At 40.2% G+C, this 18,066-nt stretch carries 16 protein-coding genes; 5 read left to right on the forward strand and 11 right to left on the reverse strand.

Annotated features, from left to right (window positions below):
* Positions 1–115: 115 nt before the first annotated feature.
* The 4 genes from H5158_RS05270 to H5158_RS05285 form a co-directional block, all read right to left on the reverse strand.
* Positions 116–574: an Lrp/AsnC family transcriptional regulator gene (locus H5158_RS05270; RefSeq protein ID WP_016707271.1), complete on the reverse strand. Its 459-nt coding sequence runs from the start codon at positions 572–574 to the stop codon at positions 116–118.
* A gap of 89 nt (positions 575–663) precedes the next feature.
* Positions 664–1,305: an MBL fold metallo-hydrolase gene (locus tag H5158_RS05275; protein WP_145233146.1), complete on the reverse strand. Its 642-nt coding sequence runs from the start codon at positions 1,303–1,305 to the stop codon at positions 664–666.
* A 3-nt stretch (positions 1,306–1,308) separates the two neighbouring features.
* On the reverse strand, positions 1,309–3,111 hold the full coding sequence (locus H5158_RS05280; protein WP_182739616.1) for a M14 family metallopeptidase: 1,803 nt from the start codon (positions 3,109–3,111) through the stop codon (positions 1,309–1,311).
* Between the two features lie 185 nt (positions 3,112–3,296).
* Entirely contained in the window at positions 3,297–5,204 is a 1,908-nt protein-coding gene (locus tag H5158_RS05285; RefSeq protein WP_182739617.1) for a beta-ketoacyl synthase, read from the reverse strand.
* Positions 5,205–5,330: 126 nt separating this feature from the next.
* On the opposite strand from H5158_RS05285, the gene H5158_RS05290 reads away from it, so the two are divergent.
* Positions 5,331–6,341 (forward strand): GlxA family transcriptional regulator, encoded by a 1,011-nt coding sequence (locus tag H5158_RS05290; protein WP_149982524.1) that lies wholly within the window; start codon positions 5,331–5,333, stop codon positions 6,339–6,341.
* A 93-nt stretch (positions 6,342–6,434) separates the two neighbouring features.
* Here H5158_RS05290 and H5158_RS05295 read toward each other — a convergent pair whose 3' ends face one another.
* The gene (locus tag H5158_RS05295; RefSeq protein ID WP_182717417.1) at positions 6,435–7,253 is read right to left on the reverse strand and encodes an ABC transporter substrate-binding protein; all 819 of its coding nucleotides are present in this window, start codon (positions 7,251–7,253) and stop codon (positions 6,435–6,437) included.
* Positions 7,254–7,610: 357 nt separating this feature from the next.
* On the opposite strand from H5158_RS05295, the gene H5158_RS05300 reads away from it, so the two are divergent.
* Positions 7,611–8,843: an EAL domain-containing protein gene (locus tag H5158_RS05300; protein ID WP_182717416.1), complete on the forward strand. Its 1,233-nt coding sequence runs from the start codon at positions 7,611–7,613 to the stop codon at positions 8,841–8,843.
* Between the two features lie 11 nt (positions 8,844–8,854).
* On the opposite strand, the gene H5158_RS05305 is transcribed toward H5158_RS05300, so the two are convergent.
* From H5158_RS05305 to H5158_RS05330, 6 genes are all read right to left on the reverse strand, one after another.
* Positions 8,855–9,367 (reverse strand): MgtC/SapB family protein, encoded by a 513-nt coding sequence (locus H5158_RS05305; RefSeq protein ID WP_145233140.1) that lies wholly within the window; start codon positions 9,365–9,367, stop codon positions 8,855–8,857.
* Between the two features lie 14 nt (positions 9,368–9,381).
* Positions 9,382–10,488: a ribosomal protein S18-alanine N-acetyltransferase gene (gene rimI / locus H5158_RS05310; RefSeq protein WP_149982527.1), complete on the reverse strand. Its 1,107-nt coding sequence runs from the start codon at positions 10,486–10,488 to the stop codon at positions 9,382–9,384.
* Complete coding sequence (locus tag H5158_RS05315) at positions 10,488–11,882, reverse strand: RimK family protein (RefSeq protein WP_149982528.1); 1,395 nt, start codon at positions 11,880–11,882, stop codon at positions 10,488–10,490. Before H5158_RS05315 ends, rimI begins: the two co-directional genes overlap by 1 nt.
* Positions 11,883–12,139: 257 nt before the next feature.
* Entirely contained in the window at positions 12,140–12,616 is a 477-nt protein-coding gene (locus tag H5158_RS05320) for a GreA/GreB family elongation factor (protein WP_149982529.1), read from the reverse strand.
* 205 nt (positions 12,617–12,821) lie between these two features.
* Positions 12,822–13,490, reverse strand: a complete 669-nt coding sequence (locus H5158_RS05325; protein WP_182717414.1) for a DUF2987 domain-containing protein — start codon at positions 13,488–13,490, stop codon at positions 12,822–12,824.
* A complete protein-coding gene (locus tag H5158_RS05330) occupies positions 13,483–14,289 on the reverse strand; it encodes a glucosaminidase domain-containing protein (RefSeq protein WP_182717413.1) in 807 nt (268 codons plus the stop codon). Before H5158_RS05330 ends, H5158_RS05325 begins: the two co-directional genes overlap by 8 nt.
* 176 nt (positions 14,290–14,465) lie before the next feature.
* Between H5158_RS05330 and H5158_RS05335 the strand changes: the two genes are divergently transcribed.
* From H5158_RS05335 to H5158_RS05345, 3 genes are all read left to right on the forward strand, one after another.
* Positions 14,466–15,755 carry an anti-phage deoxyguanosine triphosphatase gene (locus H5158_RS05335; RefSeq protein WP_149982532.1) on the forward strand — a complete coding sequence of 430 codons (1,290 nt, stop codon included), beginning with the start codon at positions 14,466–14,468 and terminating at the stop codon, positions 15,753–15,755.
* Positions 15,756–15,774: 19 nt separating this feature from the next.
* Complete coding sequence (locus H5158_RS05340) at positions 15,775–16,086, forward strand: DUF962 domain-containing protein (protein ID WP_149982533.1); 312 nt, start codon at positions 15,775–15,777, stop codon at positions 16,084–16,086.
* Positions 16,087–16,199: 113 nt separating this feature from the next.
* Positions 16,200–18,047 (forward strand): ABC transporter ATP-binding protein, encoded by a 1,848-nt coding sequence (locus H5158_RS05345; protein ID WP_145233131.1) that lies wholly within the window; start codon positions 16,200–16,202, stop codon positions 18,045–18,047.
* The last annotated feature ends 19 nt before the right edge of the window (positions 18,048–18,066 follow it).

The raw sequence follows: 18,066 nt of genomic DNA on the forward strand, positions 1-18,066 counted from the left end.
TCTTCGGGGTGTGGGATCAAAAAAGCGCTGAATTCTAACAAATTAAGCTAAGGTTAACAATTGCAGTAAGAGGAACAAGCTAACGCCTTTATAGCGCTAGCATGATTAGATACGATTAAAGTGGCAGCGATGTACTGCGTTTGACACAAGTCATAGTGACGTTTGAGTGAACTTCTTGAACAAATTCAAGATTCAATAAATTATCACGAACAAACTGTTCATAGCCTTCAATGCCTTTAGAAATGATCCGCAACATAAAGTCCATAGTGCCAGCCATACTGTAACATTCTGTTACTTCATCATAACTTAGGATAAGTCGTTCAAACTCAGCTAAATTTGTACGGCCATGATTTGATAAACGAACATGAGCGTACACTAGCATATCAAAGCCGAGCTTTTTCTCATCCAATAAGGCAACTTTGCCTTTGATGTAACCATCTTGCTCAAGCTTAGCAATACGACGCCAACAAGGTGATTGAGATAAACCGACTTTATCAGCAATATCAGCGGTCGAAAGACTTGCATCTTGCTGTAACAGTGCCAAAATTTGGCGGTCAACATGATTTAGAGACATTTTATTTCTTATTTATTTTACTAAATTGGTTAAATTATACATTGGTTTATAGGTTGAGTCTTGTACTTTTATGCATTTATTATGCGCAACTAACCAAATTTACCACTTATAAATGGATTCGATATGCGCTCAGTCAGCACTTTAGTGTCAGGTCCATGCCCAGATAGAATTCGCGTTTCATCAGGCAGTGTCAAAATTTGATTTTTAATCGAGTCAAGTAACTGCTGGGCATCCCCTTTAGGGAAGTCTGTACGCCCTACTGAGCCTTTAAAAATAACATCACCCACTATCACTAACTGATGTGTTGCTTCATAAAATACAATATGCCCAGGCGTGTGGCCCGGACAATGACGAATGTCAAATCGCAATTGACCCAATGTAAACGTATCACCATGACTTAACCAATGCTGAGGATGAAAAGGCGCAATTGGTGCAAAGCCAAACATTTGCGCTTGCATAGGTAATGCATCAAACCAAAACAATTCGTCTTTTTGTGGCCCGACAATATCAACAGAAAAATGCTCAGCAAGTACTTTTGCCGCACCGACATGATCAAGATGACCATGGGTGAGTAAAATACACTGCAAGCTTAACTGATGCTTGGCAAGCTCAGTAATGATTTTATCAGCGTCGCCACCTGGGTCGATAACCGCTGCGTGGCGTGTTTGTTTACAAATAACCACTCGGCAATTTTGTGCAAAAGCGGTCACCGGTACGGTAATTATTTCCATATGTTAATTCTTTATTTGCGGTTTAGTGTCAAATGTCATCAGCACAGGATACTTTAAATAAGCTTGATCATAAAATGGCGTATGCTCATAGAGCCAGTTTAATCGGGCTTGTGCATCTTTAGCAAAAGCGGCATCCTCACGAATTTTTTTATCAAACTCAAGTGCAAGTGCCGGTTTATCTTTGAGCATATGGCGAGCATATGGCGCTAATGCATAGTTTTCCATGTACTCAGTACGTTGAAAAATCGTATTAAACTCACCCCACGCAAAAAATGAATCCGGTGCTTTGGGGTGTAAAAGATGGGCAACTAACTCACCGAAAGGTTGAGCAGTTTCAACTTTAGACCAACCGGTCAAAGACTTTTCTGGTACATCGACAAAATCAAAATCTGCGTTTACTCGAAAGCGTCCTTCAAACGGCGCTTTATCAAATTCATGCTTTGTTACTACCGCGACTTTTAAATTAGTTACCAGCTCATCACTGCTCACGTTTTCTACTGTAATACCATGTAATTTGAGTTTTTCGACAATGTCTGGATACGCAGGTGGAATATAAAATGTACTTGGTACGGTGATCACGGTTTTTGCGTCCTTCTGCCAGTAAATAGGCAACGCATCATAGTGCTGTTTTTCGCCTAAATACTTTACTTCCATCTGGCCACTCAAGGCGCTTTTACTGCGCGAATATTTGATCCCTGCAAATGCGATAGTGTTTGGCTCTTTTGCATAACTGCGTTCAACAATAAGCTGGCTTGGCACAAAAGCTCGTTCTTTTTCAACCGCTTCGGTTAATTGATGATGATGTTGCGCCAATGCTGAAATAGCCCCATCTAAAAATACATAGGTGCCAAGTACACGTTGTTTATACGGTTTTAATGAATGATTTTCGACAAGAATTGTGGGTAACGATCTTAAATCCCCCCAACCATTCGAATAACGAGGCGTGGCAACCCAGCCCGCTAAGCCTTTTTTAAACTCGCGCTTATCCATTACAAATACCAGCGGCCCAGGTATATGGCCTTGCTCTTGTAATTTTGTGTCGATGATAGGTTTAAAATAATTATTGAGCGCATCTGACACACTTGGCGATTCACTGGCAAATACGGGGTTGTACCCGTAAGTTACATCGTATTGATAATCTGCACCGTCAGTCACATGCACATCGATATATAAATCTGGGTTAAACTGCTTGATCACCTTTAATACACCACGTACTTCCGGCGTATCTAGTTTGGTGAAATCACGATTTAAATTTAAATTATTAGCATTGGTTCTAAAGCCCATTTCAACTGGCCCACGCTGGTTTATGCGATTAAACTGACTACTACGCTCATGGCCATCAACATTTAAAATAGGAATAAATAAGATGTTCACTTGGCTTAAAATATCTCGACGTTTACCGGTTGCAATATCGCGTAGCAACATAAACATCGCATCTTTACCGTCAATTTCGCCGGCATGAATTCCCGCTTGAATAAAAATAGTCGGCTTGGCGTTTTGCATTAACTGCGAAGGTGTAAATGCACCATCTTCGCTTGCTACCATCATGTTGATCGCACGGCCACTGGCACTATGTGCAATAGTTTGCACTTGGAATTGGGTAGGGTTTGCTGCAACAAGACGATCTACAAAGGCCATAGTTTGCTGATAATTTGGTGACTTTAGCCCTTCGCTTAGTTCGAAATCAGTGGTTAATGGGCCTTTTTGTTGTATCAGTGCCAAACTTTGACCTTGCCATGGCAACAATGGCGGTAAATGGCTATCTAATGTAACACTGGCACTTAACAATAATAAACTGGCGATCATAGGACTCTCAAACGTTGGCCTCTTTAATAGCTTGAAATTATAACAAGGATAAATGACAGATCGCGTAAACTGCGGTGATTCAACAAAAAAATGCAGCCAATGACAATTTAAAAATTTTATAGGGCTAATTTTCACGCATTAAAAAAGGCGCTATAAAAGCGCCTTGCCACTCAAGAATAATGTGCTTAAAACATATCTTGATAAGGATTCGTTTTACTAAATGCAATGGCTTTATCAAAACCGGGAATATGCATGTCGGTATCAGAAATGACAATTTCATCTTCATCAATCATGCCATCACCAAAGCGATAGATTAGCTCATATTGTCCTAAGTCAGCTTGTTGCTGATAATTAGTCTGAGCAGCTGTAACGGTTTGATTGCTCAATGCATATGCATCCATCACCGCACTACCATGGCGTTTTGCTAACATTTTCATGGTCACCATGGGTGACAAAACAGTGGCGGTGGCATTATTTCCGCCAAAGCCTTTTGAATTAATAAAAGCAATATCCATGTCTTCGCATTGATAATGCTCAGTACGAATATCTAAATACTGGTTATGCACATCCTTGGCCACTTTATCTATGGTGGTAATACCCGGCATAATATTATGTGCAAATACACCCAGCGCCATCGCTAATTGGTCGCCACTAGCTGGCGCAATTGTGTGCCCTACATACGCTTTTGGTGCTGCTACTTTCCAATTATCAATGGCAAACGTTTGTGCCACCTTATGATAAATTAATGACTCTGTTACGCGGTTTTGCGGTGTGCTTGAACCATGCGCTAAAATAAAGCTACGTTGTTGTAATGCTTCTTTACCTAATAAGCTCGTGGCTAATGCCGCCGACTTCGCCATGGTTATATAATTACCCGGTCCCGGTGATGTAATTGATTTTTTAACGCCATCAGCATTTACAAATACATCAGGCACGCAGCCTAGAATGTCTGCCCCCAACTCCAGTGCTAACGCATCATCCATTAGAATCGCTACTTGTGCGCCTTCACCTAAAGTAAAGCCACAATTTTCGCCAAATGGGCGGCTACTTTTACGATAATCAGGCTCATCATCATTGCTTAAGTTATCCAAGCGTCGTAAACCTTCAATATTCGCCAGCGCACTCATATTACCAAAGCCTTCAACAACTTCAGGGGTAATTGCGCATTCAACACTTGCCACAATAGCAACACGTGTACGCCCTGCTTGTATATCGTTTACTGCAGCGCGCAAGTTATATAAAAATGTTGCACACGCGCCTGAAGTTGAAAACGTAGTGCCTACATTGCCCGTCACATAGGCATTAATAAAATCGGTCGACATTGTATTTAAGCCAAGCGCTAACTGCTTGGTGCTGACGCGATCACCTTGCTGGCGCGCTTTTACTAAACCACCTAAGCCCTTGTCATCCATTTGACCAATAACCGACGCTGAATAAGTGCCAATTTTATCAGGCTCAACACTATTCATAATGTGTTGCCAATCAAGTCCGGTTGATTTAATCGCGTCAGTAGCAGCAAAAATAGTGGCTTGTAAACCACGTGGCTGGTAGCGACTGTTGTACATAATAGATGGATCAAACCCTGTTGGTAGTTGCCCAGCCGATTTAATCGGATTATCGCGAGTAGAATCATGTTTAATATCAAACTGAGCCGCAATGGTTACTTTTACTTTTTTATTTTCAAGCTCTTCTACTTGCCAACTTGTAGGGACCGGCGAAGGTAAATCTCGACGACGTGTTTCAAACACAATGGCGCTTTCATCTGACGCGGTTAACGTCATTTTTTGCTGCCATGGTGTTGCATCGACATCAAAATGCTCTTTTTCAATTTTGCGAATTAACGTACCGGCAATAATTTGCTCACCAAAGCGTGCTTCTATGTCGCTTTGCTCAACAGTATTGCCTTTTAAATCTTGCAGTTGCCCATTCACAAGACTCACTAAATTCATTAACGTGGCGAGGCCTAAAAATGTTTCTTGCCGGGCTTGAGTATCTAAGTTATTTAACACGATACGACGATAACCTTGATGAAAAGAAGTACGGCCTGCGGCGTTAATTCCACCCATGCCGATAATAACGGGTAATGCTGTCATAATTTACCTTGAGAAAACGTGTTATAGGAGAAGCTTGCAGTTTAGATGGATTTAATTATCAACATTGTGCTTAAATAGCCAAATAATGAGCCTATGAGGCCAAATCAAACTGGTCGGAGCAATTAAATGGACAACAACTTGGTACTTAGCCCTTTGCAAATAAGTATTTTGGTATACCAGCACTTATTGATCACCAGTGTCACCTTGCCAATTGAAATGCTCAGAGCCGGTGAGGCGTACGCCAAAGGGCATATAAACAGCGGAACTTTTCGGCCATTAACGATTAATTTAATCGCTGAGGACAGCGAACCTATCAAAAATCGCAGCGGCTTAGCAATATTACCGGATCACACCTACGGCACAGCACCTTACAGTGACTTGATTATTGTGCCCGGTATTTGGCGCAATCCTCGCCCTGTTGTCAGAGCAAACTCTGGGTTAGTTCAGTGGCTTGCCAGCAGCTGGCAAACGGGTAGCTCAATCATTGGCGTGGGTACTGGCAATTGCTTAGTCGCTGAAGCTAAGTTATTAAATGGTCACCCCGCTACCACTCATTGGCATTATGCAGAACAATTTAAACGCGACTACCCACAAGTACTGCTCAAGCCTGATTTTTTTATCACTCAATCTGAGCGCTTATACAGTGTGGCAAGTCTAAATGCCTTAGCAGATGTGATCGTGCATATTATTAGCCAATACTACGGACAGGCCGCCGCTCAGCATGTTGAGCGCAACTTTTCTCACGAAATTAGGAAACCTTACGAAGATCAGCGCTACCTTGAAGGCGCCGTTGATCGGCATCCAGATGAACTCATCGCGCAAATTCAATTTTGGTTAAAAAACAACTTAACCACAGAACAAAGTTTAACAGAGGTCGCTCAACTATTTAGTTTGAGTTACCGCTCTTTTACCCGCCGTTTTCGCATTGCGACCAACCAAAGCCCCATTGAATATTGGCAGCAATTACGCGTACAAACAGCCAAAGAGCTACTTGCATCATCTAACTTATCAATTCAGGAGGTTGCTTTAGAGGTGGGTTACAATGATCAAGGTCATTTAACCCGCGTGTTTAAGAAAGTGCTCTCGCAAACGCCTAGCGAGTATCGAAAAGTGGTTAGAAGAAAGTTATTTGGTTAATAAGTTGCGGGGTGTTATTTTTAAACAGTTAAACCTTTTAGATAGCAAAATATACAGTGCGGGTTAAACATGAGTATCGACGTTTAACGCGCATCATTTACCATCGCTGTCGATTTGAGTACGCCTTTCAAATACTAACTTTAATGCTGCGTCCATTTCTTTAATAAAGTCATCCTTAAATGGAAATTTTTCTGATGGCGCTTTCAAATAACCAATGTGAGCAGTTCGCTTGAAAATAATTCTGTCTTGCTGAAGTTGACTCAAATCAACAAATGGATGGCTTTGCTTAAGTGCTTTAATACCTGATAAGATGGCCCACTTGTCATTGATATAACAGTCGATTCTATTTTTAGCCAGCTTCAAAATATTTGATAATGTATCTTTGTTTTCCCATATTTTTATTTTGTTTTGCTCCAGGGCAGTGTTCAATGCTTGATCGAATAAGAGATACCCTGCATTGATACCAACATTAATCGGCTTTAATGGATATTCTGTGTTTTCAATCTTGAGTAAGCTTGAGTTTGGATTACAAAAAGCTTGTATTACTTCTTCATGCAGCGGCTCTGAGTAAGGCCAAATAAAACTGCGCCCTTGCACATTTTTATAAGGAGGTAGTAAGGCAAAGTCCTCTCCTCGTCTAAGTGCGTCAACACCGCGCTTCCAAGGTACTGGTTGCAACTCTATAATATATTTTTCACTGACCAAATCGGCAGCTTGACGAACTACATCAACATATAAGCCCACTAACTCACCGTCTTTAAGGTAAGAATATGGGGGATAACTATCATCGACTAATATCACAACACGATAGCTTGGTTGGGCCACTACCGGTATTGTAAAAAAGAAAGCAAACAGCAGTAATGCAATTCTTTTCGGCCCATTCCACTGTATTATTTGCCAACTCGATTCCATTAAACAACACCTAAATAAATAATCACTGGTTATTAGCGTAGTCAGATTAATATTTTTTACAAATCTTAACTTCCCCAATTAGTATACCTACTCAAACGCTAAAATAACAAAAGCATAGGCTTACTCTTATTATTACGATAAGCGTACGACAAGGACCATCTAGATGCCGGACTTGCTAGGCCACTAACAACCGATTTAATCGCGCTGGACTGTAAATCTTTAAACGAGCTAGTCCCTCGATCATAGATAGAGAAAACCGAACTAAGCAGCAAATAAAATCAAACGCTAATTAGACGTTTATATCTATATAAATTATAGTAATAGCATTAAAAGTGCTAAAAATTACATGGAGGCGCCATGACGGCAAATTTTAGCGATGTGCTTTTGGATCAAAAAGATAATTCAACAATCGATGCTAAATTGACAAATTTGCTGGGATTGGTGCGCAAACATTTAAATATGGATGTTGCTTTTATTTCAGAGTTTATTAACGATGAGCGCGTTTTCAAAGTTGTCGATAATCCATCAGCGAATAAAACGGTTAAAGTGGGCAATTCCGATCCTATTAATGAAACATATTGCCATAAAATCAGTGAGAAACAGCTTAGCCCTATTATTACCAATTCAAAAACAAATCCAATTACTCAAATAATGCCAGTAACCGACAAGTTAAACATAGGCGCTTATATTGGTGTGCCTATCAATCTTTCAAATGGTAAATTATATGGTACATTTTGTTGTTACAAATCGCATCATGATGAAAGCTTAAACGAGCGGGACTTGTCTTTTTTAAACATAATCTCTGAAATTGCAACTGGATTAATTGAAAAAAACCTGCATAACACTGCATTGCATGGCCAAACCAAATTAGCAATTGAAGAGGTTATTGCAAGCAACAATATAAGTATTTATTTTCAGCCTATTTTTAATCTATTTAGTAATAAAATTGCGGGCTTTGAATCACTGTCACGCTTTTTTACCAAACCTTATAAAACACCTGATCTCTGGTTTAAAGAGGCAACAGATGTGGGCCTAGATGAATCTCTGGAAATGCTGGCAATAAAAAACAGCCTCGCCTATATTGCGCAATTTAATGATACCACTTATATCGCCATTAATTGTTCACCATCCCATATACTCTCGGGTGCACTTGAATATACTCTGCAAGGAGCCGATTGTTCAAGGTTGGTATTAGAAATAACTGAACATTCACCAATATCAGACTATACAGTAATGCGAGCTGCATTAGCGCCACTGCGAAAAAAAGGGCTACGTTTGGCTATTGATGATGTAGGTGCTGGCTTTTCGTCGTTTCAACATATTTTAGAACTAGAAGCCGACATTATTAAATTAGATATCAGCCTTACGCAAAATATAAATAAAGACAATCGGAAGTTTTTACTGGCCAAGGCACTGTGTGGCTTTGCTAAAGCAATAGACTGTACGATTGTTGCCGAAGGCATTGAAACGCAAGCAGAGCTTAACGCATTAAGAAAATTAAATGTTGATAATGTGCAAGGTTACTTTATTGGTCGCCCTGCTCCTATTGAAGATGCATTGAGCTATCAAAGCATGACTTTATCAACATAAAAACGCCACTCTTAGTGGCGTTCTGACTCGTTAATTTCTTTTCGATAGTATCGTTTGTGATAACTTTTAACTTTAGCGTGTACACCTTTACTTAAGCTTTTAAACTTAGCTTCAAGGACATCTACACCATATAAAATACCCACCACTAAAATGGATAGTTTAATAGCTGCCAATAAATTATCGGTTGCAATCACTACACCAATAGATGCCAAAACCCAGATAGTTGCCGCCGATGTTACCCCAACCACAGCACCATCTTTAGCGAGCATCACTCCAGCACCTAAAAAGCCGATGCCAGTAATAATTTGACCAACCACTCGCGAGTGGTCAATAACATCACCATGGAGCATAAACGCCGTGGCTAAAAACAAATAAGTACCTAATATAATCAGTACTGAGGTTCTTATTCCTACTGGTTTGCCTCGTAACTGGCGTTCCATACCAATCAAAGCGCCACAAAATGCAGCACTGCCTATTGCCGACCACGAATAGGGGGCGATATCTACTAATTCAAAAAAAGTCACTCAAAATCCTAAAATTACTGCATGTGTATAGCCAGTGCCGTACTCAAACGAGAACTACCGAAACTGGCCATTTTTAAAAAGTCACTCTTAGCGATTGGTACGTGTTGACAATCAATCGCCAGCTGTTTATCGCTTTCACAAAAAGGGTCATGAACATATAGACAATGCTCATCTAAATGCGTTACACACACCCAATGCGGTGACTTTTTACCATCAAAGCGATACGTACTGATCAATAGCACCACGGCCATTTTGGCTGCTAACCAGCGCTCTATGTGCTCAAGGGTTAAGTCTTGATACTTCACATCTAGTTTGTGATTAATTGCCTCAACCACAAATTGATTATGAACCGTGTGTAAAATTGCTTTCTTCTTATCACTTCTTACGCCATCAACAAACAATGTATCACGTGTATTAATAATCACATCGGCTGTAAAACCGCGTTTATTGGCAGCTAAAGCAAGTCCTAATGGATGACAACCGCCATGACCAGAGGTCATAAAAATAGTGGTTGCTTCACGCCAAATATCAAGCTCATTCACTTGTGAAATAATCGCTTTTTTTATTGATGACATTGCCATTAGTAATGCCGCTGGCCCGCAAGTAAATTCGGTTGTTTGCTGATACCAAGGCGTTACACGCGAAAACTCAAGCTCATTAGTTTTACGAATGTTTTTTTGCATCCGCAAGGCATCACTATGATCATCATAATAGTCACTGTATTGCCCAAATACCCGATAGCCAAGCTTTTCATAAAGTGCGATTGCAGCTTTATTATTTACCGCCACTTCAAGACGCATAAATAACCGCCCGCGTTCAGCCGTTGCTCTTTCTAGTGCTTTCAAAAGCTGCTGAGCAATGCCTTTGCCTTGTGCATTTGGTGCAACTGCTAGCGAATATAAACGTGCTAAACGAGTGCCTTTATGACACCACACTAAGCCATAGCCGAGTATCTGTTGATCTAACTCTGCAACCATTAAAATACCATGTTTGGCTGCAATCCAGCGCTTTAAGCTACGCGCACTTAATCTATCTTGATTAAAACTTTGCTGCTCTATCTCAAGTAACGCTTTTAAATCGCTATCTGTGGCAGCGCGAACTGCCACACTATGCTCGGTCATTAACTCCGGCCTCGTGCTTCGAGGCGTTGTTTAAATTCTTCCATAATGATCATATAGAGTTCATCACCTAAGTAACCATCTTCTACTTTATGGTCAATACTTGGGTTATCGTTTACTTCAAGCACATATGCACGGCCTTGGTGTTCTTTAACATCCACACCATAGAGCCCTTTGCCCACAGTTTTACATGCTTTTAATGCCGCATCTAAAACTGCTTTTGGCAACTCAAAAGTAGGCAGTGTTTCAAAACCACCAGAGAAAAACCGTTTTGCATCATGATTATAAATTTGCCAATGATTGCGAGCCATTAAATAACGGCATGCATAGATAGCACGACCATTTAGTACCCCTACTCGCCAATCGTATTCTGTGTACATATATTCTTGGGCTAGAACTAAAGCGCTAAATTCAAATAGCTCAGCCAATTTTGCTGCCAGCTCATTGCGATCAGTTACTTTGTAGACACCTTTTGAAAACGACCCTTCCGGCATTTTAAGCACTAATGGATAAGTAAATGCCTCTTCAAGCTGACTGATGGTTTCATCACTTTGATCAGCTACTACTACGGTTTTTAAGCTCGGTACTTTTTGATAATTAAACGCATCATGCAAATACACTTTATTACAACAGCGTAAAATAGACTCAGCATCATCAATCACCACTAATCCTAGGCTCTGCGCCTTACTTGCCAGACGATAAGTTGGGTGGTCAATTGCAGTTGTTTGGCGAATAAATAGCGCATCAAACTGAGCGATATTATCTATTTCGTCAAAGCTTAGCGCTTGAGCATAGATACCATGTTTAGCTGCCGCTTTAATAAAACGGGCTATAGCATCTTTATCGCTTGGTGGTACTTTTTCATTGTGATCAACTAAAATAGCCATATCCCAGCGGTAACGTTTTTGCGTACTGCTTATACGCCACTGTGTTTGCGTAAACTCAGTTAATTTAGCAACAAAGTCTTGATGCTGCTGAGCATTAAGCGACGCCAATGAACCTTGCTGTAACAGCCCAGCTTCATCTACAAATAAAATAGGCGCTGGATATTGTTTAAATACCATTTTTGCCGCTTTGTTTTGTAATTCATTTACTGCGTGCCCAAAATATAAGGCATCATCAAGATGACCAACATTAAGCATTAAAGTTTGGCCACTACGTAGCGCATTAATCGTTTTTACACTTGGTAATACCTGATGTTTACGTGCCTCAGCAAGTAATGAGCAATAATAGCCTTTACTCAAGTATTGGCTTGAGTCGCATAGATTAATAATGCGCGTTTTTGGCTCATTATGCTTTGGGTAATCTCGTAAGTAAGTGTTGAAGGTAATTACGTTTTCGAATGAATGAGCAAGTGCCTGCTCGTTGTTATCAACCACAATCAAGGTTTTAAACACGACTTTTCCTAAAATAAGTCAAAATACAAATATAAGAGTGAATGTAAATAGAAACACCCATACTGCTAAGTCATTGTTGTGCTACTGGTGTACTTAACAGGATGGGTGCTTTAGATTCAGCTACTGCTTAATCTACAGGTGATTTATAAAGGGTTTTTCGCTACCTTACCAACGAGTAATTTTTAGCGTTAAGATAAGTAAATTTAATCAACCACAGTAAGGTCTAATAAAGCTGGTTAAAGCGCCTTTCAGCACCACTAACTTATTGAAACAATTTCTAATAACGTGGATTTATTTGCTATTGTAAAACTAAACTCATCACCTTGTTGCTTATCCATCAGTAATTGACCTAATGGCGACAGTGGTGTGAGAACATACACTGTGGTGTCTTTTATTTTAATGCTTAAACCACCAGAAAGTGGTCCTAAAAAATACCATTTTAGATTTTCGTCTTCATCGCAGATACAGACCAGCGAACCAATGGTAACTTTACTTGATACAGCGATTTTAAATGCCTTTTCAAACTCGATAATACTCAAATGGCAGTCATTCACACGCTGTGCTTGCCCTTGTGCCAAATAGGCAGCTTCTAGGCCTAATGTATCGTATTTATTTTCAGCAATGTTTTCTTCATGAGTGGCGGTGTCATGGGCTGTCTTTGCAGCAGCCTGCGCGGTAGTAAGTTGCGCTTCTAAAGCAAAACGCAGGCATTCAATCACATGGGTTTTATTCATATCTAAGGAATTATTTTAAATCTATAATGACTGTATTTTAACGTGCTTTGGGCTGCGTGTAACTGAATTGCCTAAAAACATGGTCATTCATAGGCATTGATTAGTAAATATGGAAGGATATTTTTTAATTAGTCTTGATTACTCTTGATTAGTAATAACATAAATCAAGCGCTGCTGTTAACAACGCTTGCTGAACTGTTTTTTACTACTTAGCTATCCATGGCGTTACTTTTAGTAATGGCACCGACACAGCAAATGCTGTTTTATCGTCTTCCCACTGCTCAGTAACTCTGACATGACAAATTGCCCCTTGGCAATCAAAAGCAGGATCGGCAATAGTGACTGGATCTGCAAAAGTCAGCACTACACCTTGTTGTTCAGGCAATAAAAAGCTCATCAGTTTGCTAACAAAAAAACCCGACAGATCCGATAATAATTCATCAAATTCATTATTAAGCTGATACAACTGGTGTTTATTCAAATTACTATTATTAAACTCACGCGCTTCAATTTGCAGTTTTAACTGGCAATCGTGATTTTCGTTCTGAGGCTCGATAACCACCACAGCTTTATTTGTATCAAGTTGTTTATCAAAAGGAAGTAAAAGCTGAGCATGCTCAGTGTAATTAAGTGGAAACTCCTCTCGCTCAGTAATAATGCGCCCGGTTTTAATTAAACATTCATCATTACTAGCAATGTCGGTGATATAAAAATTGACCTGAGCAAATTGAAAATCACCTTTATTGACGACTTTTAAACGATCATAAAAGCCATCATAGGAGACCACAAACTCTTTTGCTTGCACAGTAAATGTTGCTATTAGTACAGCGGCAGCTGCCATAATATGACTGATACTACGTACTGGGTTATTCATCAAAGTAGGCTCTATTTTGGTTGATCATTTGATTTAATTCTTCGATATACGCCTCACCACGCTCAGAGTATGAGGTTAATCCGTAGCTTAGTTTAGTCGCTGAAATTGGCTTTTCTTGTAAACGTAAATCGGCGCGGATACTACGTAAATGTTTATAGGCAGCATGAGTATTAATATTCTTAAAATAAGAAGTCACGGCTGCGCGCACAGATTTAAATGCAGCCACCTCATGATCTGCACCGGTATTACGACGATTAGGCACCATACCGCAGCCCTTGCTATAACACCACTGACCAAAAAAGTTTAAACCTATTCGAGCAAATCGAGACGTTCCCCATGCTGATTCGTTGGCCGCTTGCATCAGCGCTAACTCTTTAGGAATAATATCAACTCGGCTTAATGCCTTACGCAAAGACAAACTATCAATCGTTTCTGGTAATTTATAGCTATTTAAAATCGTTTTAACTTGCTTGGTTTGCGTGCGACTTAATGGCTCATCGTATTGCATCATCATCAATGCAATCTCCAACGTTGCCCGCTGCTGCAGAATTTTTTTATTTTCAGCCTCAACATGCGGCCGAATAAAGTTAAAAAAAGCATGTTTTTTTTCTTTTACATCACTAAAACCATCAAAGTCAGGAAGTTTAACATTATGTAATGGCTTTTCTTTCTTTTTGACTTGTGGCTTGATTGAGGTTGTTTCGTCCTCAATAACTGGATCCGATTTTTCTATAAATGGGTAACTCAATGCCCAAATAAAAAATAGGCTAACGATTAAACGAAAAAGATACTTAAGCATGTATTCTCTCAAAGAAACTAACATTTATGCATGGTATATCCACACGCATCTGACCATTCATTATACCTAAGCCCTTCAATAAAGGCGAATATACCCATTTGAAGGATTTATAATCTAAAAAAATCAGCTACAATTATGCGCATAGAAACGCTAAAAAAGTTACCGGATACTCATTAATGGAATTAGACTGGCAAAGCCGCATAATAAATCAAAACAAGTTTCGCCCTAATGACAATCGCTCAGCGTGGCAAGTAGACCGCTCCCGGATAATCCATGCAGCTGCATTTAGACGTTTGCAAGCTAAAACTCAGATAATGGGAATTGGCCTAAATGATTTTCATCGTACACGATTAACTCATTCTTTAGAGGTATCGCAAATTGGCAGTGGTTTACTTCGTCATTTAGAGAAACAACACCCTGACTTCACACATTTTCCCGACCCTAGTTTGCTTGAGACGCTTTGTTTGGCGCATGATATAGGCCATCCTCCTTATGGCCATGGCGGTGAAATTGCCCTTAACTACATGATGCGTGAACATGGTGGTTTTGAAGGCAATGCACAAACACTGCGCATTGTTTCAAGACTCGAACCATACAGTGATGGTCATGGTATGAACTTAACGCGCCGTACTTTGCTTGGCTTTATAAAATACCCGGCTTTTATTGATGACTTATGGCACACCATCCCACATCATGATCCGCAACGTGCATTTATAAAAGCTGACGACTGGCGTCCAGCAAAAGGTTTATACAAGGATGATAAAGCGACCTTTGACTGGATTGTAGCGCCTTTATCTGACGCTGATAAACAACGCTTAGGCGATTTTAAGGCCGTCGATGAGTTTAGATCTAAAACCAGTTTTAAATCCCTTGATGCAGCAATTATGGAACTTGCCGACGATATTGCTTATGCCGTACATGACCTTGAAGACGCAATTGCAACAGAGCAAATCACCCTAAAAGAGTGGCAAAATCATGCCTTACCCGCACTTGAGCTTGTGCAATGTGAGTGGCTTGGCGACAGTAACTTAACCGAGCGGCTATTTTTAGGTAGCGAAGCACAACGTAAAGATGTGATTGGGGAATTAGTAAACTTATTTATTACTCAATCATCCATTGTGCACACAGAACTTGAGTTTGAAAATCCAATTTTAAATTACACCGTTGAACTACCCCACTGTTATCAGCATTTACTTGAGACTTTAAAGTCATTTATTTATCAACGACTCATTCGTGCTTCACATATGCAGCAAATTGAGTTTAAAGGACAAAAGTTAATTATTGAATTATTTGAAGCATTTGCCTGCGAACCATTACGACTTTTACCTGAAACCACAGCAAATGTGTTTCGCCTAGCACAACAACAAAATGGTAATACACACAGAGTAATTTGTGATTATTTAAGTGGCATGACTGACGAGTATGCGTTTAAAACACACCAACGCCTTTTTTCAAGTAATAGCTAGCATTAACAAGATATGTGATATGAAAAGTACACCAGAATTTACTAGCTTTAAGAAGTTTTACCCATACTACTTACAAGAACATAAAAATATTACCTGCAAACGGTTACATTTTTTTGGTAGCTCTTTGGTGCTTATTATCGTTTTGTATGTGCTGTATAGCCAACAATTTATGCTGTTGTGGTTGCTACCCATTATTGGTTATGGTTTTGCCTGGGTTGGTCATTTTTTCTTTGAGAAAAACCGCCCTGCTACCTTCAAATACCCGTTTTATAGCTTATGGGCAGACTGGGTGATGTTTAAAGATATGCTGATTGGCAAAATAAAATGGTAGTCACTGTTGTTTTGTAATAACCGACAAACAAGCAAAAAGATCATTATGCAAACCTGTTTTTGTCGCTTTTCAGTGATATAGTTAACGCCATTTTTGCTATTCAAGATATTAAAATGTATCGATTATTTGAGCGGATGATCAAGCCGTTTCCCGAACAAAAGCCTACCCAGCCTCCTGCGACGCTATTTGCATTTTGTCGTCACTACACTAAAGGTATGGAAGTCTCGCTATTTTTTATGTCGCTAAGCGCAGCATTGCTCGCGATTTTAGAAGTATCACTGTTTAGCTATATGGGCCAGCTTGTTGATTGGCTAAGTATCTACACCCCTGAAACATTATTTGTTGAGCAAAAATCTGAACTCATAAAAATGGCGATAGTGCTACTTGTTGTCCTACCTATCGTGGTGTTTTTTCATTCTGCGATATTGCACCAAGCCTTGTTAGGTAATTACCCGATGTCAATTCGTTGGTTAGCACATCGCTACTTGCTTCGCCAAAGTGTGAGCTTTTACCAAAATGAATTTGCAGGGCGCATCGCCACCAAAGTAATGCAAACATCCCTCGCGGTGCGTGAAACCGTGATGAAACTACTTGATGTATTAATGTACATAGTGGTTTATTTTGGCGCTATGGTGTTTTTAGTAGCCGAAGCCGATTGGCGCTTAATGCTTCCTTTGCTTGTATGGTTAGCTCTGTATATTTTGATCCAAATGTACTATGTACCTAAGCTCAAAAAAGTGGCTAGCTCGCAAGCAGACGCTCGCTCTGAGATGACCGGCCGAATAGTTGACAGTTATACGAATATTTCGACTATTAAATTGTTCTCATATACCCAACGTGAAGAGCAGTACGCAAAAGACAGCATGGATGTATTTTTACAACCTGTGTATAAGCAAATGCGCTTAGTTACCAGTTTAAATTTTGCCATTCAAACGCTTAACTACTTCTTAGTATTTAGTGTTGCGGCATTATCTTTGTATTTATGGACTCTGAGTGCCATTAGTGCCGGCGCAATTGCAATTGCGGTAAGCTTAGCACTGCGTTTAAATGGCATGGCGCAGTGGATCATGTGGGAAATTAGTGGCTTGTTTGAAAACATCGGCACTGTCGCTGATGGTATGAAAACGTTATCAAACCCAATTGAAGTCGATGATCTGCCTGATGCCAGCACATTAAGTGTAACCACAGGTGCAATTGACTTTAATAATGTGCATTTTAACTATGGTAAGGCCGCAAACGAAACGAATCGCGGCGCTGTTATCAATGGCTTAAATCTCAACATCAAAGCCGGAGAGAAAATAGGTCTTGTTGGTCGCTCTGGCGCTGGTAAGTCAACACTCGTTAATTTGTTGCTACGTTTTTACGATATTGATAGCGGTAGTATCAACATCGACGGCCAAGATATCTCAAAAGTGAGTCAAGAAAGCCTGCGTAAGTACATTGCGATGGTTACCCAAGATACTTCTTTACTGCATCGGACAGTCAAAGAAAATATCCTTTATGGCCGCCCAGATGCCAGCGATGAAGAAATGATGAAAGCGGCTAAACAAGCCAAAGCGCTAGAGTTTATTGATGACCTTGAAGATAGCAAAGGCAACAAAGGTTTTGCAGCCCAAGTGGGTGAGCGCGGCGTAAAACTCTCTGGAGGTCAACGCCAACGTATCGCCATTGCTCGGGTGCTGCTGAAAAACGCCCCGATATTAATTTTAGATGAAGCCACCAGCGCGCTCGATTCTGAAGTTGAAGCGGCTATTCAAGCTAGTCTTGATGATTTAATGACCGGTAAAACCGTCATTGCCATCGCGCATCGACTATCCACTATTGCACAAATGGATCGGCTCATCGTACTTGATGAGGGCGGCATTGTAGAGCTAGGTAGCCATGAAGAACTGCTGGCACAAAATGGTATTTATGCCGCGTTGTGGACACACCAAACCGGCGGGTTTATTGGTGTAGAATAACAACTTACATATACATGAG

The sequence above is a fragment of the Pseudoalteromonas sp. SR45-6 genome (assembly GCF_014163545.1).
In the GTDB taxonomy this organism is placed as follows: Bacteria; Pseudomonadota; Gammaproteobacteria; order Enterobacterales; family Alteromonadaceae; genus Pseudoalteromonas; species Pseudoalteromonas rhizosphaerae.